The organism is Enterobacter quasiroggenkampii (assembly GCF_043972695.1).
GTDB classification, from domain to species: Bacteria; Pseudomonadota; Gammaproteobacteria; order Enterobacterales; family Enterobacteriaceae; genus Enterobacter; species Enterobacter quasiroggenkampii.
Window position 1 is genome coordinate 4,142,933 of record NZ_CP143745.1, and the last position, 25,524, is coordinate 4,168,456.

Genomic DNA, 25,524 nt, shown 5'->3' on the forward strand with positions numbered 1-25,524 from the left:
CTATCGTCAACGCCTGATAAGCGGTTGAACTTTATTATCAATAGCTTCTCGCGCACGGAAAATTCGTGAACGTACCGTGCCGACCGGACAATCCATGATAGCGGCTATCTCTTCATAGCTCAGACCATCCAGCTCCCGTAACGTAATTGCCATGCGTAAATCTTCCGGGAGCGACTCGATCGTGCGAAAAACGATTTGTCTCAGTTCTTCTGACAACATTAAGTTCTCAGGGTTCGAAATTTCTTTCAATGCGCCGCCACTTTCGAAGTTTTCGGCGTCGATTGCGTCCACATCACTAGAAGGCGGACGACGGCCCTGAGCGACCAGATAATTCTTTGCCGTATTGACCGCAATACGGTACAGCCAGGTATAAAAAGCACTATCTCCCCGGAACGAATCCAGCGCGCGATAGGCCTTAATAAAAGACTCTTGCACCACATCAGGCACATCGCCTGACGGTACATAGCGGGAAACCAGGCTCGCCACCTTATGCTGGTAGCGCACCACCAGTAAGTTAAAGGCTTTCTGATCTCCCTTCTGGACCCGTTCAACCAGGACCTGGTCCGTTAACTGCTCGCTCATCCGAGGTAATGTCTCCCCAAACCTAAATTCCACGCGTTATCGAAACGCCACTCTAAAAATACCGCACTTTGAGCAAGCACCGAATTAGAGTGTCTGATCTTCAATAAGTTCCGTAACGCCTTTGTTTTTGTTCATCGCGCCGCAGACTGTTCATTTTCTCTCATTATAAGTCTGTTCACGATACGCACCACTTTCTGACAAGAAACATCTTTTTCCCGCCAGAAGAGTAACGCAACCCAGTCTTTATTTCATCACAAAATCTGACGCTAACGATCTGCTTCGCAAAATAATTTCACTCATTTACCCTCCGTTTACCTCTGCTTACGCGTTTAGTCATTGCAACAGCCATCAAAAAAAACGTGCGATAAATCGCATTCAGGTGCTATTCTGGCCTAACACTGTTTAGTAAATTAAACAACAATCATGAACACAACACCTGAACTCCATTGTGATGTACTGATCATCGGCAGCGGCGCTGCCGGTCTCTCTCTGGCGCTACGCCTGGCCGAGCATCAAAACGTTATCGTTCTGAGTAAAGGGCCGATAAGCGAGGGTTCCACGTTTTATGCCCAGGGCGGAATTGCCGCCGTGTTTGATGAGACAGACAGCATTGCCTCCCACGTCGACGATACGCTGATTGCCGGGGCCGGGATCGTGGATGCGCACGCCGCAGAGTTTGTCGCCAGCAATGCCCGCCATTGCGTGCAGTGGCTCATCGACCAGGGCGTCTTATTCGATACGCAGGTTCAACCCAACGGTGAAGAGAGCTACCACCTGACGCGTGAAGGCGGCCATAGCCACCGCCGCATCCTGCACGCAGCAGATGCCACCGGGAAAGAAGTGGAGACCACGCTGGTCGGCAAGGCGCTGAGCCATCCTAATATTCGGGTGCTTGAACGAAGTAACGCCGTTGACCTGATTATCTCCGACAAGATTGGCCTGCCGGGCACGCGTCGCGTGGTGGGCGCCTGGGTCTGGAACCGCAATAAAGAGAAGGTGGAAACTTGCCAGGCGAAAGCTGTAGTGCTGGCCACGGGCGGTGCCTCTAAAGTGTATCAGTACACCACGAACCCGGACATTGCTTCCGGAGACGGTATCGCGATGGCCTGGCGCGCCGGCTGCCGGGTGGCGAACCTTGAGTTCAATCAGTTTCACCCAACCGCCCTGTTCCATCCTCAGGCGCGCAACTTCCTGCTGACGGAAGCCCTGCGCGGCGAAGGCGCCTATCTGAAACGCCCTGACGGCACCCGCTTTATGCTGGACTTTGACGCCCGTGGCGAACTGGCCCCGCGCGATATCGTTGCCCGCGCCATCGACCATGAAATGAAGCGTCTTGGCGTGGATTGCATGTATCTTGATATCAGCCACAAGCCTGCAGAGTTTATTCGCCAGCACTTCCCGATGATTTACGAAAAGCTGCTCAACCTTGGCATCGATTTAACGCGCGATCCGGTGCCAATTGTGCCAGCCGCCCACTATACCTGCGGTGGGGTGATGGTTGACGATCATGGGCGTACCGATGTCGATGGCCTGTATGCTATCGGTGAGGTCAGCTATACCGGGCTTCATGGCGCGAACCGTATGGCGTCTAACTCGCTGCTTGAGTGCCTGGTCTACGGCTGGTCGGCCGCAGAAGACATCACCAAACGCATGCCCTACGCCCGCGAGACAGAGCGCCTGCCTGCCTGGGATGAAAGCCGCGTGGAAAATCCGGACGAGCTGGTCGTGATCCAGCATAACTGGCATGAGCTACGGCTATTTATGTGGGATTACGTCGGGATTGTGCGCACCACGAAACGTCTTGAGCGCGCGCTGCGCCGCATCACGATGCTGCAGCAGGAAATTGATGAGTATTATGCCAATTTCCGCGTATCGAATAATCTGCTGGAGCTGCGCAATCTGGTGCAGGTTGCCGAGCTGATCGTTCGCTGCGCGATGATGCGTAAAGAGAGCCGCGGGTTGCACTATACGCTGGACTATCCGGATCAGCTTGCGGAATCCGGCCCGTCGATCCTCGCCCCGCAGGTTTACATAAACAGATAAAACGCCTGGGTCAGGGCAGTGTAATCTTCGGAATAACGCTGGTCTGGCCCACGGATCACCATTCGATCGTTAAAGCATTCACCCTCTTTCGGCGAGAGCGCCAGCAGCACGCGGTGTGGCAGTCGGCCTTCCGTATCAGAAATATCGGTACGCAGACGTAACGTCCAGCCAATCTCCTGCGCGATACCGATGAACGTGTTGCCGGTACTCTCTGGCAGGACCACGCAGAAAAATCCTTCTTCGGAGATGAGTTCGGCCGCACTGGTGAGCAACGCTTTATGATCGAGGGAACGGGTATAACGCGCCTGTTCGCGCTCGGGTGTCCCGCACTCAACGCCGGGCGCGTAGTAGGGAGGGTTGCTGACGATCAGATCGTAACGCGCGGTTTGTTCAGGCGCCCAGGCGAGCACATCGGCGCAGTCCACTTTCATGCGGGCAGCCCAGGGGGATTCGGCCACGTTTTCACTTGCCTGCTCTGCCGCCTGCGCATCCAGTTCGACGGCATCGATGGTGACATGTTCTTCCGTGCGCTGCGCCAGCATTAACGCCACCAGCCCGCTGCCGGTACCGATATCAAGAATACGCTTAACCCCTGCGACAGGCGCCCACGCGCCCAGTAAAATACCGTCCGTACCGACCTTCATGGCACAGCGATCGTGAGCGACAAAAAATTGTTTAAACGTAAAACCATCGCGGCGCAGTTGCGCTTTGAGTTGAGACATGTCGGAGCAACCTTCTAAGTGAAACTGGAGTAGCATAGGGGAAAGCGAAGTGGCCGAAAAGCGATATCCATACAAACAGATGAAGATTACAGCCGTAACGTCTATAATCAGCGCCCCACACAGAGGTAGAACATGACTGTAACGACTTTTTCCGAACTTGAACTCGATGAAAGCCTGCTCAATGCACTTGAGAGCAAAGGCTTTACACGCCCGACCGCCATTCAGGCAGCGGCCATTCCGCCTGCGCTTGAGGGCCGCGATGTGCTCGGTTCTGCGCCAACCGGCACGGGGAAGACAGCAGCCTATTTGCTGCCTGTGTTGCAGCATCTGCTCGATTTTCCACGTAAAAAATCTGGCCCGCCGCGTATTTTAATCCTGACGCCGACGCGCGAACTGGCCATGCAGGTGGCCGATCACGCGCGTGAACTTGCGGCAAATACCCATCTGGATATCGCGACCATCACCGGCGGCGTTGCGTATATGAACCACGCCGAAGTATTCAGCGAAAACCAGGACATCGTCGTTGCGACGACGGGCCGCCTGCTGCAGTACATTAAAGAAGAGAACTTCGACTGCCGTGCGGTTGAAACGCTGATCCTCGACGAAGCCGACCGTATGCTGGACATGGGCTTCGCACAGGATATCGAGCATATTGCGGGTGAAACGCGCTGGCGTAACCAGACGATGCTGTTCTCTGCCACCCTCGAAGGGGAAGCGATTAAAGACTTCGCAGAGCGTCTGCTGGAAGATCCGGTAGAAGTGTCGGCGACGCCGTCCACCCGTGAGCGTAAGAAGATCCACCAGTGGTACTACCGCGCGGACAACCTTGAGCACAAGGTCGAATTGCTCAAACACCTGCTGAAGCAGGAAGATGCGCTGCGCACAATCGTGTTTGTCCGTAAGCGCGAGCGCGTGCACGAGCTGGCAGAAATGCTGCGTAACGCCGGGATCAACAACTGCTATCTTGAAGGCGAGATGGCGCAGATCAAGCGTACCGAAGGCATTAAGCGCCTGACCGATGGCCGCGTTAACGTGCTGGTTGCCACAGACGTTGCCGCTCGCGGGATCGACATCCCTGACGTCAGCCACGTCATTAACTTCGATATGCCGCGCAGCGGCGATACCTATCTGCACCGTATTGGCCGTACCGGCCGCGCGGGCCGCAAAGGGATTGCTATCTCATTGGTCGAAGCGCATGACTACCTGCTGCTGCAGAAAATTGGCCGCTATGTTGACGAGCCGCTGAAAGCGCGGGTTATTGATGGCTTGCGCCCAACCACACGTGCGCCGAGTGAAAAAATGACGGGTAAACCGTCCAAGAAAGCGCTCGCGAAACGTGCTGAGAGAAAAGAGAAAGAAAAAGAGAAACCACGCGTGAAGCAGCGCCACCGCGACACCAAAAATATTGGTAAGCGCCGTAAGCCAAGCTCTGCCGCGCCAGAGACAAAAACGGAAGAGTAAAAAAAGCCGGGGAAAACCCCGGCTTTTTTATTCCCCCCGTAGCTGAAGCCTTACAGGCTTTCAGTAAAGGTACGCGCGATAACGTCGCGCTGCTGTTCTGGGGTCAGAGAGTTGAAGCGTACCGCATAGCCGGACACGCGAATGGTCAGCTGTGGGTATTTTTCTGGGTGCTCAACCGCGTCCATCAGCGTTTCGCGACGCAGTACGTTTACGTTCAGGTGCTGACCACCTTCCACGCGCACTTCCGGTTTCACTTCCATTGGAATTTCACGGTATTCGATTTCGCCCAGTTTGCTCACCGGCACGATTTCATCTTCAGCAAAACCCGCTTTCGCGACGACACAGCGCGCTTCGTTTTTCTCGCTGTCCAGCAGCCAGAAAGAGTTGAGCAGATCGTCATTTGCAGCTTTAGTAATCTGGATACCTGTAATCATGTGTTGCCTCCCTTAGGCTACATTAACTGATGTCGGCCTCTCGCGGCCAATTGGTAAAACCATTGTTTCTTGTGTGTATATATATCATTCACACCCCGGTGATTTATTGATTTAAATCAACAAAAACACCAACCACATAAAGAGTGTGGTTTGAATTTATTGCTTTAGATCAATTTCATGACCTTACCAATTCAATTTAACCTGCACATTTTCAACATAAATTTAGCCACTTAGCGCGCATTTCAGTGTGCTATTTTGCTCACCGGGCTTTAACAGGTAAGCTAGTCAGAGATTGAAATTCGCAGGAGAGCGAGATGACGACACCTTTAACCTGGCATGACGTGCTGGCAGAAGAAAAGCAGCAGCCCTATTTTATCAATACGCTCAGCACCGTTGCGGCTGAGCGCCAGTCCGGACAGACGATTTACCCGCCGCAGAAAGATGTGTTCAACGCCTTTCGCTACACCGAACTGAGCGATGTGAAAGTGGTCATTCTGGGCCAGGATCCCTATCACGGCCCGGGTCAGGCGCATGGGCTGGCGTTTTCCGTACGTCCCGGCGTGGCGATCCCCCCTTCTCTGCTCAACATGTATAAAGAGCTTGAGGGAACTGTGCCCGGGTTTACCCGGCCAAACCATGGCTACCTGGAAAGCTGGGCGCGTCAGGGCGTGCTGTTATTGAACACGGTACTCACCGTTCGGGCCGGCCAGGCGCACTCGCACGCCAGCCTGGGCTGGGAGACGTTCACCGATAAAGTCATCAGCCTGATCAACGAACACCGTGAAGGGGTCGTGTTTTTACTCTGGGGATCGCACGCGCAGAAGAAAGGGGCGATTATTGACCGTCAGCGTCATCACGTGTTGAAAGCGCCGCACCCGTCACCGCTGTCTGCACATCGCGGTTTCTTTGGCAGTAATCATTTTGTTCTGGCGAACGAATGGCTGGAAAAACGTGGCGAAACGCCCATTGACTGGATGCCTGTGTTACCGGCAGAGAGCGAATAGTATTTGAATGTGCCGGGTCGGCCCCGGCACATGAAGAGGCTTATGCCTTATTCTGACGCCACCACTCGGCCAGCAGTACACCGGTCGCAACGGATACGTTCAGACTTTCCACATTGCCTGTCCCATCAATAGAGACGCTCAGATCCGCACTGGAGAGCGCCGCATCAGACAGACCATCGCGTTCCTGACCCAGCACCAGCACCATTTTGCGTGGCAGCGTCGCTTTAAACAGCGGCGTACCGGCATGGCTCGAGGTGGTCACGATGGAATAACCCGCTTTACGGAACTGCTCAAGGGCATCCAGCACGCTGTCGCCGGTGATCGGCTGTACGTGTTCGGCTCCGCCTTCCGCAGTACGGATCGCGGCACCGGATTCCAGCAGCGCGGCATCCTGCAACAGCACGCCTTTCACGCCAAAGTGCGCGCAGCTGCGCATCATTGCGCCCAGGTTATGCGGGTTGCCCACGTCTTCCAGCGCCAGCACGCAGTCATCGGCATCCGCCTGACTGACCCATTGCTGAACGGTCGTACCGTTACGTTTTTTGATCAGGAAGCAGACGCCGCCGTGGTGTTCAGTACCGGATGCTTTGGTCAGCTCGGCATCATCAACCACGTGGTAGGCTTTGCGGTTTGCCGCCATCCAGCGCAGCGCTTCTTTAAAGCGCGGGGTTACGCTCTGAATAAACCAGGCGCGGACGATACATTCAGGACGGCTCTGGAACAGCGCCTGGCAGGCGTTCTCACCATACACGCGAGTCTCTTCCGCACGCTGACGGCGCAGCACTTCCGGGTCGATAAAGCTTTTACCGCTAATACCGCCGTGATCGGCCTTTTCTGGCGTTTCGTCGCCAGGGGCACGAGAAACGGTGCGCCACGGGGAGGCGTTATCACGTGAGAAGTCATCCCGCGGACGGTCATCGCGTTTGCGATCGTCACGCTTGCGGTCATCACGTTTGCGGTCATCACCGCGGTTGTTTCTGTCATCGCGGGCGGGGCGACGGCCACCGTCTGCACGAGAAGACGCCGGACGCCCGCCACCTTTTCCGGTACGCGGATTTTGGGTGCGTTTATCAGAGTCATCATCACTGCGGACATACATCACTTTGACCTTGCCGCTTTTATTTTTCATTTCGTCGTTCATGCTTTTCTCCACCAGCGCTGCGCGAAGCGCGCAGATTACCCGATGTGCCAACGCATAGCCATAATTTCGTACAAAAGCCTGTGACTATTGTTCTCATTGAATAAAACGCATTGTTGTTTCAAACAGGCTCATTGATAATATGTAACATATTAGAAACATTATCGGCATTTTGCCGCTGTCCCACGGCTCTATCAGAGGTTAGTTATGAATACCGTATGTGCCAACTGTCAGGCTCTTAACCGCATTCCGGACGATCGGATTGAAGATGGTGCGAAATGCGGACGCTGCGGCCATGAATTGTTTGATGGCGAGGTCATTAACGCGACGGGTGCTACGCTGGACAAACTCCTCAAGGACGATCTTCCTGTTGTGGTTGATTTCTGGGCGCCCTGGTGCGGCCCATGCCGTAGCTTCGCGCCGATCTTCGAAGACGTGGCCGAAGAGCGCAGCGGAAAAATACGTTTCGTTAAGGTCAATACTGAAGCTGAACCTGAACTGAGCGCCCGTTTTCGCATTCGCAGCATCCCGACCATTATGATTTTCAAAAATGGTGAAGTGCTCGATATGCTCAACGGTGCGGTGCCTAAAGCGCCTTTTGAAAGCTGGTTAAACGAGTCGCTGTAACATTCTCGGGGCACATCTTGTGCCCCGTTCTCGCCTCTGCGAAAATAGGGTTTTTCCTGCATTTCGCCCATGACTGATAACGCTGTTCTTCAATTACGCGCCGAACGCCTTGCGCGCGCTACCCGCCCCTTCCTCGCGCGCGGAAACCGTATTCGCCGCTGTCAGCGCTGCCTGCTGCCGCTGAAGGTTTGCCTGTGCGAGACGCTGGCGCCGAGTACGGCCCAGAGCCGTTTTTGTCTGGTCATGTTTGATACCGAGCCGATGAAGCCCAGCAATACAGGTCGCCTCATTGCCGATATTCTGCCGGATACCGCGGCATTTCAGTGGTCCCGTACTGAGCCCCCTCAGGCGCTGCTCGACTTAGTGGCAAGCCCGGACTATCAGCCGATGGTCGTTTTCCCTGCGTCATATGCAGGTGTCGATCGCCAGGTGCTTTCGACGCCGCCATCCGGTAAACCGCCGTTGTTTATTATGCTGGACGGCACCTGGACCGAAGCGCGAAAAATGTTTCGTAAAAGCCCGTATCTCGACGCACTGCCGGTGATTTCTGTCGATCTGTCCCGCGTCTCCGCCTATCGCCTGCGTGAAGCGCATGCTGACGGGCAATACTGCACCGCCGAAGTGGCCATTGCGCTTCTGGACCTGGCGGGTGATACCGCTGCGGCTCACGCCCTGGGCAACCATTTCTCCTGTTTCCGGGAACGCTATCTGGCGGGAAAAACCGTTCATAAGGGCAGCGTCACAGCAGCCGAGACGGAAAGCGTTTAAAATCATCAGGTCGCTTGCATTCACAGGAGGCCTGCATGAGCCAGCGAGGGTTAGAAGCGCTACTTCGTCCTAAATCCATTGCCGTCATCGGCGCATCAATGAAACCGGATCGTGCTGGCTATCTGATGATGCGCAACCTGCTGGCCGGGGGATTTAATGGTCCCGTCATGCCCGTCACACCGGCGTATAAGGCGGTTCAGGGAGTGCTTGCATGGCCTGATGTACAGAGCCTGCCTTTCGTACCGGATCTTGCCGTACTGTGTACAAACGCAAAACGGAATCCGGAACTGCTGGAATCGCTCGGCAAGAAAGGCTGTAAAACCTGCATTATTCTCTCGTCTCCGCCTGAACAGAAAGCCGAGCTTCTGGCCTGCGCCAGCCGCTATCAAATGCGCATTCTTGGGCCAAACAGTCTGGGCCTGCTCGCCCCCTGGCAGGGGCTGAATGCCAGCTTCTCTCCGGTTCCAATCCGCAAAGGCAAGCTCGCGTTTATCTCACAGTCGGCTGCAGTATCGAACACCATTCTCGACTGGGCGCAGCAGCGTGAAATGGGATTCTCCTACTTCATTGCGCTCGGCGACAGTCTGGATATCGACGTTGATGAGCTACTGGATTTTCTGGCGCGCGACGGTAAAACCAGTGCGATCCTGCTTTATCTTGAGCACCTCAGCGACGCGCGTCGTTTTGTCTCGGCTTCGCGAAGCGCGTCGCGCAATAAGCCTATCCTGGTGATCAAAAGCGGACGCAGCCCTGCGGCACAGCGTCTGCTGCATTCGCATTCCGGCATGGATCCTGCCTGGGACGCCGCCATTCAGCGCGCGGGTTTGCTGCGGGTACAGGATACGCACGAGCTTTTTTCCGCCGTTGAGACGTTAAGCCATATGCGCCCGTTACGCGGTGAGAAGTTAATGATTGTCAGTAACGGTGCCGCCCCTGCCGCACTCGCCCTGGATGAGCTGTGGCGGCGCTTCGGCAAGCTGGCCACGCTGAGTGAAGAGACGCTGCAGCGCCTGAAAGATGCGCTTCCAACCAGCGTGACGCCCGGCAATCCGCTTGATTTGCGCGATGACGCCAGCAGTGACCGCTATATCAGGGCAATTTCCATTTTGCTGGATAGCCAGGATTTCGATGCGCTGATGATTATCCACTCCCCCAGCGCGGTCGCGCCGGGCAGCGAAAGCGCGCGCGCGCTCATTGAGGCCGTGCGCAATCATCCGCGAGGCAAATATGTCACCCTGCTGACCAACTGGTGCGGAGAGTTTTCTTCGCAGGAGGCTCGGCGCCTGTTCAGCGAAGCCGGACTGCCAACCTACCGAACGCCGGAAGGCACCATTACCGCGTTCATGCACATGGTGGAATATCGCCGCAACCAGAAACAGCTCCGCGAGACGCCGGCGTTGCCCGGTAATCTGACGGCCAATACCGTCGACGTTCACCGGCTGTTGCAGCAGGCAATCGAAGAAGGTGCAACGTCACTGGATACGCATGAAGTCCAGCCCATTCTGGGCAGCTACGGGATGCAGACCCTGCCGACCTGGATCGCCAGCGACAGCGCTGAGGCCGTGCATATTGCCGAGCAGATTGGCTATCCGGTTGCCCTGAAGCTGCGCTCCCCGGATATTCCGCATAAGTCTGACGTTCAGGGGGTGATGCTCTACCTGCGAACGGCGACTGAGGTGCAGCAGGCCGCAGATGCCATTTTTGACCGGGTCAAAATGGCCTGGCCACAGGCCAGGATCCACGGCTTGCTGGTGCAAAGCATGGCTAACCGCGCAGGCGCTCAGGAGTTACGGGTGGTGGTCGAACACGATCCCGTCTTCGGCCCGCTCATCATGCTGGGTGAAGGCGGCGTGGAGTGGCGCCCGGAGGAACAGGCCGTGGTGGCGTTACCGCCGCTGAACATGAACCTGGCACGTTATCTGATTATCCAGGCGATCAAAAGCAAAAAGATCCGCGGCCGGAGCGCGCTGCGTCCGCTTGATATTGCCGGGCTAAGTCAGTTCCTGGTACAGGTCTCTAACCTGATTGTGGATTGTGCCGAGATCCAGCGGCTGGACATTCATCCGCTGCTTGCCTCCGGCAATGAGTTTACGGCGCTGGACGTGACCCTGGATATCGCGCCATTCGAAGGAGACAGAGAGAGTCGTCTCGCGATCCGCCCGTATCCCCTGCAGCTGGAGGAGTGGGTTGAGATGAAAAATGGGGAACGCGCCTTGTTCCGCCCTATTCTGCCGGAAGATGAGCCCCAGTTGCGGGCCTTTATCTCTCAGGTTACGAAAGAGGATCTTTATTATCGCTATTTTAGCGAAATCAACGAATTTACCCACGATGATTTAGCCAATATGACCCAGATCGACTACGATCGAGAAATGGCGTTTGTTGCCGTTCGTCGCGCCGATAAGGGTGATGAGATCCTCGGCGTCACGCGTGCGATTTCTGACCCGGATAACGTCGATGCGGAGTTTGCCGTGCTGGTACGCTCCGATCTTAAAGGTCTGGGCCTGGGAAGACGACTGCTGGAAAAACTCATCAGTTATACGCGAGATCACGGATTGTTACGCCTTAATGGCATTACTATGCCTAACAATCGCGGTATGGTGACCCTGGCGCGAAAACTTGGATTTGACGTTGATATTCAGCTGGACGAAGGTATTGTAGCCTTGTCCCTCAGTCTGACATCAGCAGACAAACGCGAGTAAGCTACTGGAAATGTTACCCACTTTGGACGGGACTGGTGGTATCATTGTCCGCTTATGTTGTTTGCATAGTACAGACAACCCTTCAATGAACAGAGAAGAAACGCACTGTGATGTTGTCAAAATTTAAGCGTAATAAACATCAACAACACCTTGCTCAACTACCGAAGATTTCTCAGTCAGTTGATGATGTAGAGTTCTTTTACGCTCCCGCTCATTTTCGGGAGACGCTTCTGGAAAAGATTGCCAGCGCCACGCGACGCATTTGCATTGTGGCACTGTATCTTGAACAGGATGAAGGCGGGCGCGCGATCCTGAACGCGCTCTATGAAGCCAAACGTCAGCGTCCGGAACTGGATGTACGCGTGCTGGTAGACTGGCATCGCGCCCAGCGTGGCCGTATTGGCGCTGCCGCGTCAAACACCAATGCTGACTGGTATTGCCGCACGGCGCAGGAAAATCCTGGCGTTGATGTGCCTGTTTATGGCGTCCCGGTGAATACCCGTGAAGCACTCGGCGTTCTTCATTTCAAGGGGTTCATTATTGATGACAGCGTGCTTTACAGCGGCGCCAGTCTCAATGATGTCTACCTTCATCAGCTCGATAAATATCGCTACGACCGCTACCATCTGATCCGTAATCCGCAGATGGCCGATATCATGTTCAACTGGGTTGATAAAAATCTGGTTCATGGCCGTGGTGTTAATCGTCTTGACGATCCCGAGCGCCCTAAAAGCCCGGAAATCAAAAATGATGTTCGCGCCTTCCGCCAGGAGCTGCGCGATGCGGTCTATCATTTTCAGGGCGATGCGAACAACGAAGAGTTATCCGTTACCCCGCTGGTAGGGCTCGGCAAATCAAGCCTGCTGAACAAAACGATTTTCCATCTGATGCCGTGCGCGGAGCAGAAACTCACTATCTGCACGCCGTATTTCAACCTTCCTGCCGTGCTGGTGCGTAATATCATTCAGCTGCTGCGCGAGGGTAAAAAAGTGGAAATCATCGTGGGTGATAAAACGGCAAACGACTTCTTTATTCCCGAAGATCAGCCGTTCAAAATCATCGGTGCATTGCCTTATCTCTATGAGATTAACCTTCGCCGTTTCCTGAGCCGCTTACAGTATTACGTCAACACTGACCAGCTGGTTGTGCGTCTCTGGAAAGATGAAGACAATAGCTACCATCTGAAAGGCATGTGGGTCGACGATGAGTGGATGCTGCTGACCGGTAACAACCTGAACCCGCGCGCGTGGCGACTGGATCTGGAAAACGCTATCCTGATCCATGACCCGCAACATGAGTTAGCCGCCCAACGTGAGCGCGAGCTGGAGCTGATTCGCACCCATACAACCGTGGTGAATCACTACCGCGAACTGCAGAGCATTGCTGATTATCCGGTGAAAGTTCGCAAGCTTATTCGCCGCTTACGTCGTATCCGTATCGACCGACTTATCAGCCGTATTCTGTAATGTCCAGGCCCTGTCACCCGCAGGGCTTTTTTATGGGGCCCGTTGATGCGTATTCCTCTGTTACTGAGCGTCATTTTCCTGAGTGGCTGTAGCCATATGGCCAACGATAGCTGGTCCGGACAGGATAAAGCACAGCATTTTCTCGCTTCCGCGATGTTGTCCGCAGCCGGTAATGAATATGCCCAGCATCAGGGATACAGCCGGGATCGTAGCGCGGCGATCGGGCTGATGTTCTCAGTAAGTCTTGGGGCATCAAAAGAACTGTGGGATAGCCGCCCCGCAGGGAGCGGCTGGAGCTGGAAAGATTTCGCCTGGGATGTCGCCGGCGCAACGACCGGCTATGCCGTATGGCAGATGGCGCGGTATTAAAGTCGAATGCCTTTCCCTTTGCGATGCAGCATCAGGGAGACAACAAACGCCAATGCCCCCATTCCCGTTACGTACCAGAAGAATGTCGTTTCGCTTCCCCATGATTTAAGCGACAGCGCTACGTACTCCGCCGATCCGCCAAACACCGCGTTGGCGACTGCATAAGAGAGCCCGACCCCTAACGCACGGACCTGCGCCGGGAACATCTCGGCTTTCAGTATCCCGCTGATGGAGGTGTAGAAACTGACAATCACCATCGCCACCATCACCAGCGCAAAGGCAGCATACGGTGAAGAGACATGCTGAAGCGCAGTCAGAATGGGGACGGTACATAATGCCGACAATCCGCCAAAAATGAGCATCGACGTACGTCGGCCAATTTTATCCGAGAGCGCGCCGACGATCGGCTGTATGAGCATAAAGACAAACAGTGCCACGGTCATGACCACGCTGGCGACGTTTGCGTGCATGCCGGTGGTATTTACCAGGTATTTTTGCATATAGGTGGTGAACGTATAAAAACTGAGAGAGCCGCCCGCGGTGAAGCCCAGCACCATCAGGAAAGCTTTACGGTTACGCCATAACCCTTTGAATGTTCCCGCCTCCTTCAGCATCCTGACCTCTTTCTGAGAGGTTTCATCTAGCTGACGGCGTAGCCAAAGTGCAACGACCGCCAGTACAGCGCCCATTGCGAAAGGGATCCGCCATCCCCAGGCGTGAAGTTGTTCGTCCGTCAGAATTTGCTGCAGGATCACCACCACAAGAATGGCCAGCAGTTGACCGCCAATCAGCGTGACGTACTGGAATGAGGCGTAAAAACCTTTACGGCCTTCCAGTGCAATTTCACTCATGTAGGTTGCACTGGTACCGTATTCACCGCCCACCGATAATCCCTGGAATAAACGGGCCAGCAAAAGTAGTGCCGGTGCCCAGGTACCAATCGATGCATATCCCGGTAAGCAGGCGATCACCAGCGAGCCAAAGCACATCATGCACACCGAGATCAGCATAGAGGCCTTACGCCCGCGACGATCCGCAATACGGCCGAACAGCCATCCCCCGATGGGTCGCATCAAGAAGCCTGCGGCGAAGACTCCTGCCGTTTGTAGCAGCTGCGTGGTGGTGTTGCCGGAGGGGAAGAAAATATGTGCAAAGTAGAGTGAACAGAATGAGTAGACGTAAAAGTCGAACCATTCAACCAGATTCCCTGAAGAGGCGCTGATGATTGCCCATACCCTTCTTCGGGTATCACTGTGAGCCAGCGTCCCGTTTGATGTCATGCTTTCTGTCATTGTGATTATGCTCCTGCCATAAACTGCGGCGTATTGAGCCTGGAGACTCAATAACCTCGTAAATGAAATGTTATAATTTTGTTATAAATCACATTGAGACAGAGATCACACATTCCATTAGCAGGATAAGGGATTAAGACAAAAGCCAGAGTGGGAAAACAAAAGCAAAAAACCCCGCACCTTACGGTACGGGGTTCTTCTTAATTGATGCCTGGCAGTTCCCTACTCTCACATGGGGAGACCCCACACTACCATCGGCGCTACGGCGTTTCACTTCTGAGTTCGGCATGGGGTCAGGTGGGACCACCGCGCTAAAGCCGCCAGGCAAATTCTGTTAATCTGTATCAAGGCTGAATTTTGATTGTTCGTCTCTTCGCCAAAACATCTTCGGCGTTGTAAGGTTAAGCCTCACGGTTCATTAGTATCGGTTAGCTCAACGCATCGCTGCGCTTACACACCCGACCTATCAACGTCGTCGTCTTCAACGTTCCTTCAGGAGACTTAAAGTCTCAGGGAGAACTCATCTCGGGGCAAGTTTCGTGCTTAGATGCTTTCAGCACTTATCTTTTCCGCATTTAGCTACCGGGCAGTGCCATTGGCATGACAACCCGAACACCAGTGATGCGTCCACTCCGGTCCTCTCGTACTAGGAGCAGCCCCCCTCAATTCTCCAGCGCCCACGGCAGATAGGGACCGAACTGTCTCACGACGTTCTAAACCCAGCTCGCGTACCACTTTAAATGGCGAACAGCCATACCCTTGGGACCTACTTCAGCCCCAGGATGTGATGAGCCGACATCGAGGTGCCAAACACCGCCGTCGATATGAACTCTTGGGCGGTATCAGCCTGTTATCCCCGGAGTACCTTTTATCCGTTGAGCGATGGCCCTTCCATTCAGAACCACCGGATCACTATGACCTGCTTTCGCACCTGCTCGAGCCGTCACTCTCGCAGTCAAGCTAGCTTATGCCATTGCACTAACCTCCTGATGTCCGACCAGGATTAGCTAACCTTCGTGCTCCTCCGTTACTCTTTGGGAGGAGACCGCCCCAGTCAAACTACCCACCAGACACTGTCCGCAACCCGGATTACGGGTCTACGTTAGAACACCAGCCATTAAAGGGTGGTATTTCAAGGACGGCTCCACGCAGACTGGCGTCCACGCTTCAAAGCCTCCCACCTATCCTACACATCAAGGACCAGTGTTCAGTGTCAAGCTATAGTAAAGGTTCACGGGGTCTTTCCGTCTTGCCGCGGGTACACTGCATCTTCACAGCGAGTTCAATTTCACTGAGTCTCGGGTGGAGACAGCCTGGCCATCATTACGCCATTCGTGCAGGTCGGAACTTACCCGACAAGGAATTTCGCTACCTTAGGACCGTTATAGTTACGGCCGCCGTTTACCGGGGCTTCGATCAAGAGCTTCGCGTTGCCGCTAACCCCATCAATTAACCTTCCGGCACCGGGCAGGCGTCACACCGTATACGTCCACTTTCGTGTTTGCACAGTGCTGTGTTTTTAATAAACAGTTGCAGCCAGCTGGTATCTTCGACTGATTTCAGCTCCACCCGCAGGGGCTTCACCTACATATCAGCGTGCCTTCTCCCGAAGTTACGGCACCATTTTGCCTAGTTCCTTCACCCGAGTTCTCTCAAGCGCCTTGGTATTCTCTACCTGACCACCTGTGTCGGTTTGGGGTACGATTTCGTGTTACCTGATGCTTAGAGGCTTTTCCTGGAAGCAGGGCATTTGTTACTTCAGCACCGTAGTGCCTCGTCATCACACCTCAGCGTTAAAAGGTACCGGATTTACCTGGAACCTCCGCCTACATGCTTAAACCGGGACAACCGTCGCCCGGCTAACATAGCCTTCTCCGTCCCCCCTTCGCAGTAACACCAAGTACAGGAATATTAACCTGTTTCCCATCGACTACGCCTTTCGGCCTCGCCTTAGGGGTCGACTCACCCTGCCCCGATTAACGTTGGACAGGAACCCTTGGTCTTCCGGCGAGCGGGCTTTTCACCCGCTTTATCGTTACTTATGTCAGCATTCGCACTTCTGATACCTCCAGCATGCCTCACAGCACACCTTCAACGGCTTACAGAACGCTCCCCTACCCAACAACACATAGTGTCGCTGCCGCAGCTTCGGTGCATGGTTTAGCCCCGTTACATCTTCCGCGCAGGCCGACTCGACCAGTGAGCTATTACGCTTTCTTTAAATGATGGCTGCTTCTAAGCCAACATCCTGGCTGTCTGTGCCTTCCCACATCGTTTCCCACTTAACCATGACTTTGGGACCTTAGCTGGCGGTCTGGGTTGTTTCCCTCTTCACGACGGACGTTAGCACCCGCCGTGTGTCTCCCGTGATAACATTCTTCGGTATTCGTAGTTTGCATCGGGTTGGTAAGCCGGGATGGCCCCCTAGCCGAAACAGTGCTCTACCCCCGAAGATGAGTTCACGAGGCGCTACCTAAATAGCTTTCGGGGAGAACCAGCTATCTCCCGGTTTGATTGGCCTTTCACCCCCAGCCACAAGTCATCCGCTAATTTTTCAACATTAGTCGGTTCGGTCCTCCAGTTAGTGTTACCCAACCTTCAACCTGCCCATGGCTAGATCACCGGGTTTCGGGTCTATACCCTGCAACTTAACGCCCAGTTAAGACTCGGTTTCCCTTCGGCTCCCCTATACGGTTAACCTTGCTACAGAATATAAGTCGCTGACCCATTATACAAAAGGTACGCAGTCACACCACGAAGGTGCTCCCACTGCTTGTACGTACACGGTTTCAGGTTCTTTTTCACTCCCCTCGCCGGGGTTCTTTTCGCCTTTCCCTCACGGTACTGGTTCACTATCGGTCAGTCAGGAGTATTTAGCCTTGGAGGATGGTCCCCCCATATTCAGACAGGATACCACGTGTCCCGCCCTACTCTTCGAGTTCACAACCTGTGTGTTTTCGTGTACGGGACTGTCACCCTGTACCGTGCGACTTTCCAGACGCTTCCACTAACACACAAGCTGATTCAGACTCTGGGCTGCTCCCCGTTCGCTCGCCGCTACTGGGGGAATCTCGGTTGATTTCTTTTCCTCGGGGTACTTAGATGTTTCAGTTCCCCCGGTTCGCCTCGTTAACCTATGTATTCAGTTAACGATAGTGCAACGAATTGCACTGGGTTTCCCCATTCGGACATCGCCGGGTCAAAGGTTCATATCACCTCGCCGGCGCTTTTCGCAGATTAGCACGTCCTTCATCGCCTCTGACTGCCAGGGCATCCACCGTGTACGCTTAGTCGCTTAACCTCACAACCCGAAGATGTTTCACTTCTGATTGCGAAAATTTGAGAGACTCGAACACACCATTAAGATGTGTCGTTTCAATTTTCAGCTTGATCCAGATTTTTAAAGAGCAAATATCTCAAACATGACTCGCAAGTCAGTTTTGAGATATGACGGCAGGTGACTTTCACTCACGAACCAGCAAGTGGCGTCCCCTAGGGGATTCGAACCCCTGTTACCGCCGTGAAAGGGCGGTGTCCTGGGCCTCTAGACGAAGGGGACACTGAAGTCTCAATCGCAAGACGCCTTGCTATTTACTTTTCATCAGACAATCTGTGTGAGCACTGCAAAGGCAGGTTCTTTAAGGTAAGGAGGTGATCCAACCGCAGGTTCCCCTACGGTTACCTTGTTACGACTTCACCCCAGTCATGAATCACAAAGTGGTAAGCGCCCTCCCGAAGGTTAAGCTACCTACTTCTTTTGCAACCCACTCCCATGGTGTGACGGGCGGTGTGTACAAGGCCCGGGAACGTATTCACCGTAGCATTCTGATCTACGATTACTAGCGATTCCGACTTCATGGAGTCGAGTTGCAGACTCCAATCCGGACTACGACGCACTTTATGAGGTCCGCTTGCTCTCGCGAGGTCGCTTCTCTTTGTATGCGCCATTGTAGCACGTGTGTAGCCCTACTCGTAAGGGCCATGATGACTTGACGTCATCCCCACCTTCCTCCAGTTTATCACTGGCAGTCTCCTTTGAGTTCCCGGCCTAACCGCTGGCAACAAAGGATAAGGGTTGCGCTCGTTGCGGGACTTAACCCAACATTTCACAACACGAGCTGACGACAGCCATGCAGCACCTGTCTCAGAGTTCCCGAAGGCACCAATCCATCTCTGGAAAGTTCTCTGGATGTCAAGAGTAGGTAAGGTTCTTCGCGTTGCATCGAATTAAACCACATGCTCCACCGCTTGTGCGGGCCCCCGTCAATTCATTTGAGTTTTAACCTTGCGGCCGTACTCCCCAGGCGGTCGACTTAACGCGTTAGCTCCGGAAGCCACGCCTCAAGGGCACAACCTCCAAGTCGACATCGTTTACGGCGTGGACTACCAGGGTATCTAATCCTGTTTGCTCCCCACGCTTTCGCACCTGAGCGTCAGTCTTTGTCCAGGGGGCCGCCTTCGCCACCGGTATTCCTCCAGATCTCTACGCATTTCACCGCTACACCTGGAATTCTACCCCCCTCTACAAGACTCTAGCCTGCCAGTTTCGAATGCAGTTCCCAGGTTGAGCCCGGGGATTTCACATCCGACTTGACAGACCGCCTGCGTGCGCTTTACGCCCAGTAATTCCGATTAACGCTTGCACCCTCCGTATTACCGCGGCTGCTGGCACGGAGTTAGCCGGTGCTTCTTCTGCGGGTAACGTCAATTGCTGAGGTTATTAACCTCAACACCTTCCTCCCCGCTGAAAGTACTTTACAACCCGAAGGCCTTCTTCATACACGCGGCATGGCTGCATCAGGCTTGCGCCCATTGTGCAATATTCCCCACTGCTGCCTCCCGTAGGAGTCTGGACCGTGTCTCAGTTCCAGTGTGGCTGGTCATCCTCTCAGACCAGCTAGGGATCGTCGCCTAGGTGAGCCGTTACCCCACCTACTAGCTAATCCCATCTGGGCACATCTGATGGCAAGAGGCCCGAAGGTCCCCCTCTTTGGTCTTGCGACGTTATGCGGTATTAGCTACCGTTTCCAGTAGTTATCCCCCTCCATCAGGCAGTTTCCCAGACATTACTCACCCGTCCGCCGCTCGCCGGCAAAGTAGCAAGCTACTTTCCGCTGCCGCTCGACTTGCATGTGTTAGGCCTGCCGCCAGCGTTCAATCTGAGCCATGATCAAACTCTTCAATTTAAGTTTGATGCTCGTGAATTAAACTTCGTAATGAATTACGCATGTTCACTCAGAGACTTGGTATTCATTTATTGTCCGAAGACATTAAGAATCCATGTCACTTTGAGTGCCCACACAGATTGTCTGATAAATTGTTAAAGAGCAGTGCCGCTTCGTTTTCGCTGCGGCGCGGGGTGTGCATATTACGCCTTCCCGCTTCAGAGTCAAGCGTTTATTTTCGCTTTTCTCTGCTGACCCGGCGGCGTGTGTGCCGTTGTTCCGTGTCAGTGGAGGCGCATTATAGGGAGTAATTCTGAACCTGCAAGGATAAAGTGAAATTTATTTACCGACCGCTCACTTTCCAGGCAAAACCGACTTCAGACCTCAATTTTCGCCTGGTTTTTAAACAAAAACGAGCCGCAAGCGGCTCGTTTTTGCGTTTTGTGACTTACTGCACTGCCACAATGCGATCGTCGTTGGCTTCCAGACGGATAACTTTGCCTGGAACCAGCTCCCCGGAGAGGATCTGCTGCGCCAGCGGGTTTTCGATCTGCTGCTGGATAGCACGTTTCAATGGACGCGCACCGTACACCGGATCGTAACCATTCTTACTCAGCAGCTTCAGCGCATCGTCGGAGATGTGAATTTCATATCCACGCTCTTCCAGACGTTTGTACAGACGCTGCAGCTGGATCTGCGCAATCGACGCGATGTGTTTCTCACCCAGAGGATGGAATACCACCACTTCATCAATACGGTTGATGAACTCCGGACGGAAGTTATGGCTTACCACACCCAGCACCAAATCCTTCATATGGCTGTAGTCCAGTTCACCGAAACGTTCCTGAATCAAATCGGAACCCAGGTTCGAGGTCATAATGACAACCGTATTACGGAAGTCGACCGTTCTCCCCTGCCCGTCGGTCAGACGACCATCGTCCAGCACCTGAAGCAGGATGTTGAACACATCCGGATGCGCTTTTTCCACCTCATCCAGCAGGATGACGGAATAAGGACGACGACGCACCGCTTCTGTCAGGTACCCACCTTCTTCATAACCCACATATCCTGGAGGCGCACCGACCAGACGCGAGACGGAGTGTTTCTCCATAAACTCGGACATGTCGATACGCACCATCGCATCGTCGCTGTCGAACATAAAGTTAGCCAGCGCTTTGCACAGCTCGGTTTTACCGACACCGGTCGGCCCAAGGAACAGGAACGAACCAATCGGGCGGTTTGGATCGGACAGCCCTGCACGGCTACGACGAATAGCATTCGATACCGCTTCAACCGCTTCATTTTGACCAATCACACGATTGTGGAGATCGTTCTCCATGCGCAGCAGTTTTTCACGCTCGCCTTCCAGCATGCGCGCCACGGGAATACCGGTCCAGCGCGCCAGGACTTCCGCGATCTCGGCATCCGTCACTTTATTACGCAACAGACGCATCGTTTTACCTTCTGACTGCGTCGCGATCTCAAGCTGTTTTTCCAGCTCAGGAATTTTGCCGTACTGCAGCTCAGACATTCGCGCCAGGTCACCCACGCGTCGCGCCTGCTCAATGGCAATTTTTGCCTGTTCGAGTTCAGCTTTGATGGTCTGCGTACCAGAAAGGGAAGCTTTCTCGGCTTTCCACTCTTCTTCCAGCTCAGAATACTGGCGCTCTTTATCGTCCAGTTCTTCATTGAGCATATCGAGACGTTTCTTACTGGCTTCATCAGACTCTTTCTTCAGCGCCTGCTGTTCCAGCTTGAGCTGAATGATGCGTCGGTCGAGTCGGTCCAGCTCTTCCGGCTTCGAGTCAATCTGCATACGAATGCTCGACGCCGCTTCATCAATCAGGTCGATCGCTTTATCCGGCAGCTGACGGTCAGCAATATAACGATGCGAAAGCGTCGCCGCCGCAACGATGGCCGGGTCAGTGATCTGCACATGGTGGTGCAGTTCATAGCGCTCTTTCAGACCACGCAGGATCGCGATGGTATCTTCAACGCTTGGCTCGGCAACAAACACTTTCTGGAAACGACGTTCCAGCGCAGCATCTTTTTCAATGTACTGACGGTACTCATCCAGCGTAGTGGCACCGACGCAGTGAAGTTCACCGCGCGCCAGCGCAGGTTTCAGCATGTTCCCGGCATCCATCGCGCCGTCTGCCTTACCGGCACCGACCATGGTGTGCAGCTCATCGATAAACAGGATAACGTTGCCTTCCTGCTTCGCCAGGTCATTAAGCACGCCTTTCAGACGCTCTTCGAACTCGCCGCGGTATTTCGCACCGGCCACCAGCGCGCCCATGTCCAGCGCCAGTACGCGGCGGCCCTTCAGACCTTCCGGCACTTCACCGTTCACAATACGCTGCGCCAGCCCTTCAACGATGGCGGTTTTACCGACCCCCGGTTCACCTATCAGTACCGGGTTGTTCTTGGTACGACGCTGCAGCACCTGAATGGTACGGCGGATTTCTTCATCACGGCCGATTACTGGGTCAAGTTTGCCCTGTTCAGCACGCTCGGTCAGATCGACCGTAAATTTCTTCAAAGCCTGACGTTGGTCTTCGGCTCCCTGATCGTTCACGCTTTCACCTCCGCGCATGTTCTCAATCGCCTGAGTCACATTGGCGGTGGTCGCACCGGCGGATTTCAGCAGGTCGGTCAAGGTACCGCGTGATTCAAGCGCCGCCAGAACAAACAGCTCTGACGAAATAAAATTGTCCCCACGTTTTTGCGCCAGCTTGTCGCAAAGGTTCAGGACGCGCACCAGATCCTGCGACGGCTGAACGTCGCCGCCGGTCCCTTCGACCTGCGGTAAACGGCTCAGCGCCTGATCGATAGCGGTGCGTAACTGGCCAGCATTAATGCCAGCGGACGTTAATAAAGGACGTACCGATCCCCCTTTCTGATTCAGCAAGGCGCTCATTAAATGAAGAGGTTCGATAAATTGGTTGTCGTGCCCCAGTGCGAGGGACTGGGCATCGGCGAGAGCAAGCTGGAATTTATTAGTAAGACGATCCAGACGCATAACTCCTCCCATAACAGGTCAAATTTGCTACTGGAGATTAAATGAGGTCATCCCTCAATTATTCAAGGTTAATGACCTGAATTATGTGAAAAGAAAACGGCACGTGCCGGATCGTCTTGATTCTTTAGGTTATATCAGCCAAATGAAACTTGCCATACGCCCCGTCGTCTTGTCGCGGCGATAAGAGAAAAAATCACCCTTTTCGGTGAATGTACAGCGATCGCCGCCGAAGATCTGCGTTATGCCGACGCTGTTCAGGCGCTGACGAGCAAGCTGATAAATATCGGCCAGATATTTATCTCCAGAAGGCAGGAAGGCGTCCACCGCTTGCGGATCTTTATCCATAAAGGCTTCGCGAACCTCCGGCCCCACTTCAAAAGCGCGAGGACCAATGGCCGGGCCAAGCCAGGCCATAATATTGGCGGGCTCATCCTTAAAGCAGGCGACGGTTTCTTCCAGCACGCCTTCACACAGTCCACGCCAGCCCGCGTGAGCTGCAGCCACCTCGGTGCCTGCACGGTTGCAGAACAGCACTGGCAGACAATCGGCGGTCATTACGGCACAAACGGTTCCCTGAGTATTGCTGTAAGAGGCATCAGCACGTTTAGAAGCATAGGGTTCTCCCGTCAACTTCAGCACCGCCTTGCCATGAACCTGTTCCAGCCAGACCGGATTTGAAGGCAGGTTCCCCGCAGCAAACAGACGCCTGCGGTTCTCTTCCACGTGTTCCAGGTTATCGCCACAGTGTGCGCCGAGGTTCAACGACTCCCACGCGCCCTGGCTAACACCGCCAATACGGGTTGAACTGCAGGCAGCCACGCCGGCAGGCAATGGCCACTCCGGGACAATCAGTTTGGTCATAACCAGTCCACTTGATCCTTATGTTCTTCGAAATCGGCACGCATGGCGTCAATAAGGTCCACCATATCCTGCGGGATAGGCGCATGCCACTCCATCTGAATGCCGGTGATAGGATGGTAAAGACGCAGCATGGTCGCGTGCAGCGCCTGACGGTCGAATTTACGCAATACGCTGATGAACTCATCCGATGCGCCTTTAGGCGGGCGAGGACGACCACCGTAGACCTGATCCCCCACCAGCGGATGGGTAATGTGGGCCATATGCACGCGGATCTGGTGGGTACGTCCGGTCTCCAGACGCAGACGCAGACGCGTATGGATACGGAAATGCTCCATAATGCGATAGTGCGTCACCGCCGGTTTACCCATCGGATGCACCGACATATGGGTTCGCTTGGTCGGGTGACGGCTGATAGGCTCTTCTACCGTCCCGCCAGAGGTCATATGCCCAATGGCTACCGCCTCATACTCACGGGTGATTTCGCGCAGCTGCAGCGACTCCACCAGACGTGTCTGAGCAGGAACGGTCTTCGCCACCACCATCAGACCGGTAGTGTCTTTATCCAGACGGTGCACGATGCCCGCGCGCGGAACATCCGCGATCGGCGGATAATAATGGAGAAGTGCGTTAAGTACCGTACCGTCAGGGTTTCCCGCACCCGGGTGAACAACCAGGTCGCGCGGCTTGTTGATCACCAGAATGTCATCATCTTCATAGACAATGTCCAGTGGGATATCCTGCGGCTCGAAGCGGATTTCCTCTTCGATTTCAGCATTGATGGCGACAGCTTCCCCACCTAACACTTTCTCTTTTGGTTTGTCCCAGATCTTGCCGTTTACCATCACGCGCTGGTCAAGGATCCATTCTTTTATGCGTGAACGCGAATAATCAGGGAACAATTCGGCCAAAGCCTGATCTAAGCGTTGACCGAGCTGATTTTCGGAGACTGTTGCGGTGAGTTCTACTCGTTGTGCCATAAACTGCTTCTTCGTTTAACGTTGGGTTTTACGGCTTTGCCGTTTAATATAGTGTGCTATTGTAGCTGGTCTTAATCGGGAGCAGGAACAGAGTTTCTCCCGGACAAACATTTGAGGAAAGTCAAAACGTCATGACGCGCATGAAATATCTGGTGGCAGCGGCCACGTTGAGCCTGGCTTTGGTGGGCTGCTCCGGTTCAAATGAACAGGTCCCTGACAATCCGCCGAATGAAATCTATGCGACTGCACAACAAAAGTTGCAGGACGGTAACTGGAAACAGGCGATAACGCAACTGGAAGCGTTGGATAATCGCTATCCATTTGGTCCGTATTCGCAGCAGGTACAGTTAGATCTCATCTACGCATACTATAAAAATGCCGATCTGCCGCTGGCTCAGGCAACCATCGATCGTTTCATGCGTCTGAACCCGACTCATCCTAACATCGACTACGTAATGTACATGCGCGGCCTCACCAACATGGCGCTGGACGACAGTGCGCTGCAGGGCTTCTTCGGCGTGGATCGTTCTGACCGTGACCCGCAGCATGCGCGTGATGCCTTCAATGACTTCTCCAAGCTGGTGCGCGGCTATCCGAACAGCCAGTACGTGACCGACGCAACCAAACGTCTGGTGTTCCTTAAAGATCGTCTGGCGAAATATGAATACTCCGTGGCGGAATATTATACCCGCCGTGGCGCATGGGTTGCCGTGGTTAACCGCGTAGAAGGTATGCTGCGTGATTACCCGGATACTCAGGCAACGCGCGACGGCCTGAAGCTGATGGAAAATGCTTACCGTCAGATGCAGATGACCGGTCAGGCTGAAAAAGTGGCGAAAATCATCGCCGCGAACAGCAGCAACACCTGATTTTGCCTCAATGCAAAACGGCAGC

General features: G+C 54.2%; 18 protein-coding genes, 1 tRNA gene and 3 rRNA genes. 9 read left to right on the forward strand and 13 right to left on the reverse strand.

Annotated elements, in window-relative coordinates; all coding sequences use genetic code 11:
• Positions 1-6: 6 nt before the first annotated feature.
• The gene (rpoE, locus tag V1572_RS19720; RefSeq protein WP_006176728.1) at positions 7-582 is read right to left on the reverse strand and encodes an RNA polymerase sigma factor RpoE; all 576 of its coding nucleotides are present in this window, start codon (positions 580-582) and stop codon (positions 7-9) included.
• Positions 579-662 carry a rpoE leader peptide RseD gene (gene rseD / locus V1572_RS19725; RefSeq protein ID WP_223605340.1) on the reverse strand — a complete coding sequence of 28 codons (84 nt, stop codon included), beginning with the start codon at positions 660-662 and terminating at the stop codon, positions 579-581. The genes rpoE and rseD overlap by 4 nt, the downstream gene beginning before the upstream one ends.
• Before the next feature lie 343 nt (positions 663-1,005).
• Between rseD and nadB the strand changes: the two genes are divergently transcribed.
• Complete coding sequence (gene nadB, locus V1572_RS19730; protein ID WP_395299515.1) at positions 1,006-2,625, forward strand: L-aspartate oxidase; 1,620 nt, start codon at positions 1,006-1,008, stop codon at positions 2,623-2,625.
• Here the strand turns inward: nadB and trmN are convergent.
• A complete protein-coding gene (gene trmN / locus V1572_RS19735; RefSeq protein WP_045908530.1) occupies positions 2,610-3,347 on the reverse strand; it encodes a tRNA(1)(Val) (adenine(37)-N(6))-methyltransferase TrmN in 738 nt (245 codons plus the stop codon). The genes nadB and trmN overlap by 16 nt on opposite strands.
• Positions 3,348-3,479: 132 nt before the next feature.
• Here trmN and srmB point away from each other — a divergent pair, with 132 nt between their 5' ends.
• Complete coding sequence (srmB, locus tag V1572_RS19740; RefSeq protein WP_023344704.1) at positions 3,480-4,808, forward strand: ATP-dependent RNA helicase SrmB; 1,329 nt, start codon at positions 3,480-3,482, stop codon at positions 4,806-4,808.
• Positions 4,809-4,858: 50 nt separating this feature from the next.
• Here srmB and grcA read toward each other — a convergent pair whose 3' ends face one another.
• The gene (grcA, locus tag V1572_RS19745) at positions 4,859-5,242 is read right to left on the reverse strand and encodes an autonomous glycyl radical cofactor GrcA (protein ID WP_008502190.1); all 384 of its coding nucleotides are present in this window, start codon (positions 5,240-5,242) and stop codon (positions 4,859-4,861) included.
• A gap of 314 nt (positions 5,243-5,556) precedes the next feature.
• Here grcA and ung point away from each other — a divergent pair, with 314 nt between their 5' ends.
• The gene (gene ung / locus V1572_RS19750; RefSeq protein ID WP_023333064.1) at positions 5,557-6,246 is read left to right on the forward strand and encodes a uracil-DNA glycosylase; all 690 of its coding nucleotides are present in this window, start codon (positions 5,557-5,559) and stop codon (positions 6,244-6,246) included.
• 40 nt (positions 6,247-6,286) lie between these two features.
• Here ung and V1572_RS19755 read toward each other — a convergent pair whose 3' ends face one another.
• On the reverse strand, positions 6,287-7,387 hold the full coding sequence (locus V1572_RS19755) for a tRNA/rRNA methyltransferase (protein WP_008502192.1): 1,101 nt from the start codon (positions 7,385-7,387) through the stop codon (positions 6,287-6,289).
• A 204-nt stretch (positions 7,388-7,591) separates the two neighbouring features.
• Between V1572_RS19755 and trxC the strand changes: the two genes are divergently transcribed.
• The 5 genes from trxC to V1572_RS19780 all read left to right on the forward strand — a co-directional run bounded on the left by trxC (position 7,592) and on the right by V1572_RS19780 (position 13,313).
• Positions 7,592-8,011, forward strand: coding sequence for a thioredoxin TrxC (trxC, locus tag V1572_RS19760; RefSeq protein ID WP_045908528.1), 420 nt, complete (start codon positions 7,592-7,594; stop codon positions 8,009-8,011).
• A gap of 69 nt (positions 8,012-8,080) precedes the next feature.
• Complete coding sequence (gene tapT, locus V1572_RS19765) at positions 8,081-8,779, forward strand: tRNA-uridine aminocarboxypropyltransferase (protein ID WP_063622284.1); 699 nt, start codon at positions 8,081-8,083, stop codon at positions 8,777-8,779.
• Between the two features lie 35 nt (positions 8,780-8,814).
• Positions 8,815-11,478: a bifunctional acetate--CoA ligase family protein/GNAT family N-acetyltransferase gene (locus tag V1572_RS19770; RefSeq protein WP_262797273.1), complete on the forward strand. Its 2,664-nt coding sequence runs from the start codon at positions 8,815-8,817 to the stop codon at positions 11,476-11,478.
• A gap of 110 nt (positions 11,479-11,588) precedes the next feature.
• Positions 11,589-12,944: a CDP-diacylglycerol--serine O-phosphatidyltransferase gene (gene pssA / locus V1572_RS19775; protein ID WP_023294337.1), complete on the forward strand. Its 1,356-nt coding sequence runs from the start codon at positions 11,589-11,591 to the stop codon at positions 12,942-12,944.
• Between the two features lie 45 nt (positions 12,945-12,989).
• Complete coding sequence (locus V1572_RS19780) at positions 12,990-13,313, forward strand: YfiM family lipoprotein (protein ID WP_045908525.1); 324 nt, start codon at positions 12,990-12,992, stop codon at positions 13,311-13,313.
• Here the strand turns inward: V1572_RS19780 and V1572_RS19785 are convergent.
• The 8 genes from V1572_RS19785 to rluD all read right to left on the reverse strand — a co-directional run bounded on the left by V1572_RS19785 (position 13,310) and on the right by rluD (position 24,630).
• On the reverse strand, positions 13,310-14,605 hold the full coding sequence (locus tag V1572_RS19785; protein ID WP_045908524.1) for an MFS transporter: 1,296 nt from the start codon (positions 14,603-14,605) through the stop codon (positions 13,310-13,312). The genes V1572_RS19780 and V1572_RS19785 overlap by 4 nt on opposite strands.
• Before the next feature lie 209 nt (positions 14,606-14,814).
• A 5S ribosomal RNA gene (gene rrf, locus V1572_RS19790) occupies positions 14,815-14,930 on the reverse strand.
• A 72-nt stretch (positions 14,931-15,002) separates the two neighbouring features.
• Positions 15,003-17,906 (reverse strand): 23S ribosomal RNA (locus tag V1572_RS19795).
• Between the two features lie 182 nt (positions 17,907-18,088).
• A tRNA-Glu gene (locus V1572_RS19800) sits at positions 18,089-18,164 on the reverse strand.
• Positions 18,165-18,249: 85 nt separating this feature from the next.
• A 16S ribosomal RNA gene (locus V1572_RS19805) occupies positions 18,250-19,791 on the reverse strand.
• The 16S, 23S and 5S rRNA genes sit together here with 1 tRNA gene alongside, the layout of an rRNA operon.
• A 427-nt stretch (positions 19,792-20,218) precedes the next feature.
• The gene (gene clpB / locus V1572_RS19810; RefSeq protein WP_395299516.1) at positions 20,219-22,792 is read right to left on the reverse strand and encodes an ATP-dependent chaperone ClpB; all 2,574 of its coding nucleotides are present in this window, start codon (positions 22,790-22,792) and stop codon (positions 20,219-20,221) included.
• Positions 22,793-22,921: 129 nt separating this feature from the next.
• Entirely contained in the window at positions 22,922-23,653 is a 732-nt protein-coding gene (yfiH, locus tag V1572_RS19815; RefSeq protein ID WP_251894940.1) for a purine nucleoside phosphorylase YfiH, read from the reverse strand.
• Positions 23,650-24,630: a 23S rRNA pseudouridine(1911/1915/1917) synthase RluD gene (gene rluD, locus V1572_RS19820; protein WP_008502468.1), complete on the reverse strand. Its 981-nt coding sequence runs from the start codon at positions 24,628-24,630 to the stop codon at positions 23,650-23,652. Before rluD ends, yfiH begins: the two co-directional genes overlap by 4 nt.
• 131 nt (positions 24,631-24,761) lie before the next feature.
• Between rluD and bamD the strand changes: the two genes are divergently transcribed.
• Positions 24,762-25,499 (forward strand): outer membrane protein assembly factor BamD, encoded by a 738-nt coding sequence (gene bamD, locus V1572_RS19825; protein ID WP_069720409.1) that lies wholly within the window; start codon positions 24,762-24,764, stop codon positions 25,497-25,499.
• The last annotated feature ends 25 nt before the right edge of the window (positions 25,500-25,524 follow it).

What these genes read in the sequence shown, in the direction of transcription:
- srmB (WP_023344704.1), top strand. Translation starts at nt 3,480, where the DNA reads ATGACTGTAACGACTTTTTCCGAACTTGAACTCGATGAAAGCCTGCTC.
- ung (WP_023333064.1), top strand. Translation starts at nt 5,557, where the DNA reads ATGACGACACCTTTAACCTGGCATGACGTGCTGGCAGAAGAAAAGCAG.
- clpB (WP_395299516.1), bottom strand. Translation starts at nt 22,792, where the DNA reads ATGCGTCTGGATCGTCTTACTAATAAATTCCAGCTTGCTCTCGCCGAT.
- bamD (WP_069720409.1), top strand. Translation starts at nt 24,762, where the DNA reads ATGACGCGCATGAAATATCTGGTGGCAGCGGCCACGTTGAGCCTGGCT.
- tapT (WP_063622284.1), top strand. Translation starts at nt 8,081, where the DNA reads ATGACTGATAACGCTGTTCTTCAATTACGCGCCGAACGCCTTGCGCGC.
- trxC (WP_045908528.1), top strand. Translation starts at nt 7,592, where the DNA reads ATGAATACCGTATGTGCCAACTGTCAGGCTCTTAACCGCATTCCGGAC.
- V1572_RS19780 (WP_045908525.1), top strand. Translation starts at nt 12,990, where the DNA reads ATGCGTATTCCTCTGTTACTGAGCGTCATTTTCCTGAGTGGCTGTAGC.
- pssA (WP_023294337.1), top strand. Translation starts at nt 11,589, where the DNA reads ATGTTGTCAAAATTTAAGCGTAATAAACATCAACAACACCTTGCTCAA.
- V1572_RS19755 (WP_008502192.1), bottom strand. Translation starts at nt 7,387, where the DNA reads ATGAACGACGAAATGAAAAATAAAAGCGGCAAGGTCAAAGTGATGTAT.
- rpoE (WP_006176728.1), bottom strand. Translation starts at nt 582, where the DNA reads ATGAGCGAGCAGTTAACGGACCAGGTCCTGGTTGAACGGGTCCAGAAG.
- nadB (WP_395299515.1), top strand. Translation starts at nt 1,006, where the DNA reads ATGAACACAACACCTGAACTCCATTGTGATGTACTGATCATCGGCAGC.
- rluD (WP_008502468.1), bottom strand. Translation starts at nt 24,630, where the DNA reads ATGGCACAACGAGTAGAACTCACCGCAACAGTCTCCGAAAATCAGCTC.
- yfiH (WP_251894940.1), bottom strand. Translation starts at nt 23,653, where the DNA reads ATGACCAAACTGATTGTCCCGGAGTGGCCATTGCCTGCCGGCGTGGCT.
- V1572_RS19770 (WP_262797273.1), top strand. Translation starts at nt 8,815, where the DNA reads ATGAGCCAGCGAGGGTTAGAAGCGCTACTTCGTCCTAAATCCATTGCC.
- trmN (WP_045908530.1), bottom strand. Translation starts at nt 3,347, where the DNA reads ATGTCTCAACTCAAAGCGCAACTGCGCCGCGATGGTTTTACGTTTAAA.
- grcA (WP_008502190.1), bottom strand. Translation starts at nt 5,242, where the DNA reads ATGATTACAGGTATCCAGATTACTAAAGCTGCAAATGACGATCTGCTC.
- V1572_RS19785 (WP_045908524.1), bottom strand. Translation starts at nt 14,605, where the DNA reads ATGACAGAAAGCATGACATCAAACGGGACGCTGGCTCACAGTGATACC.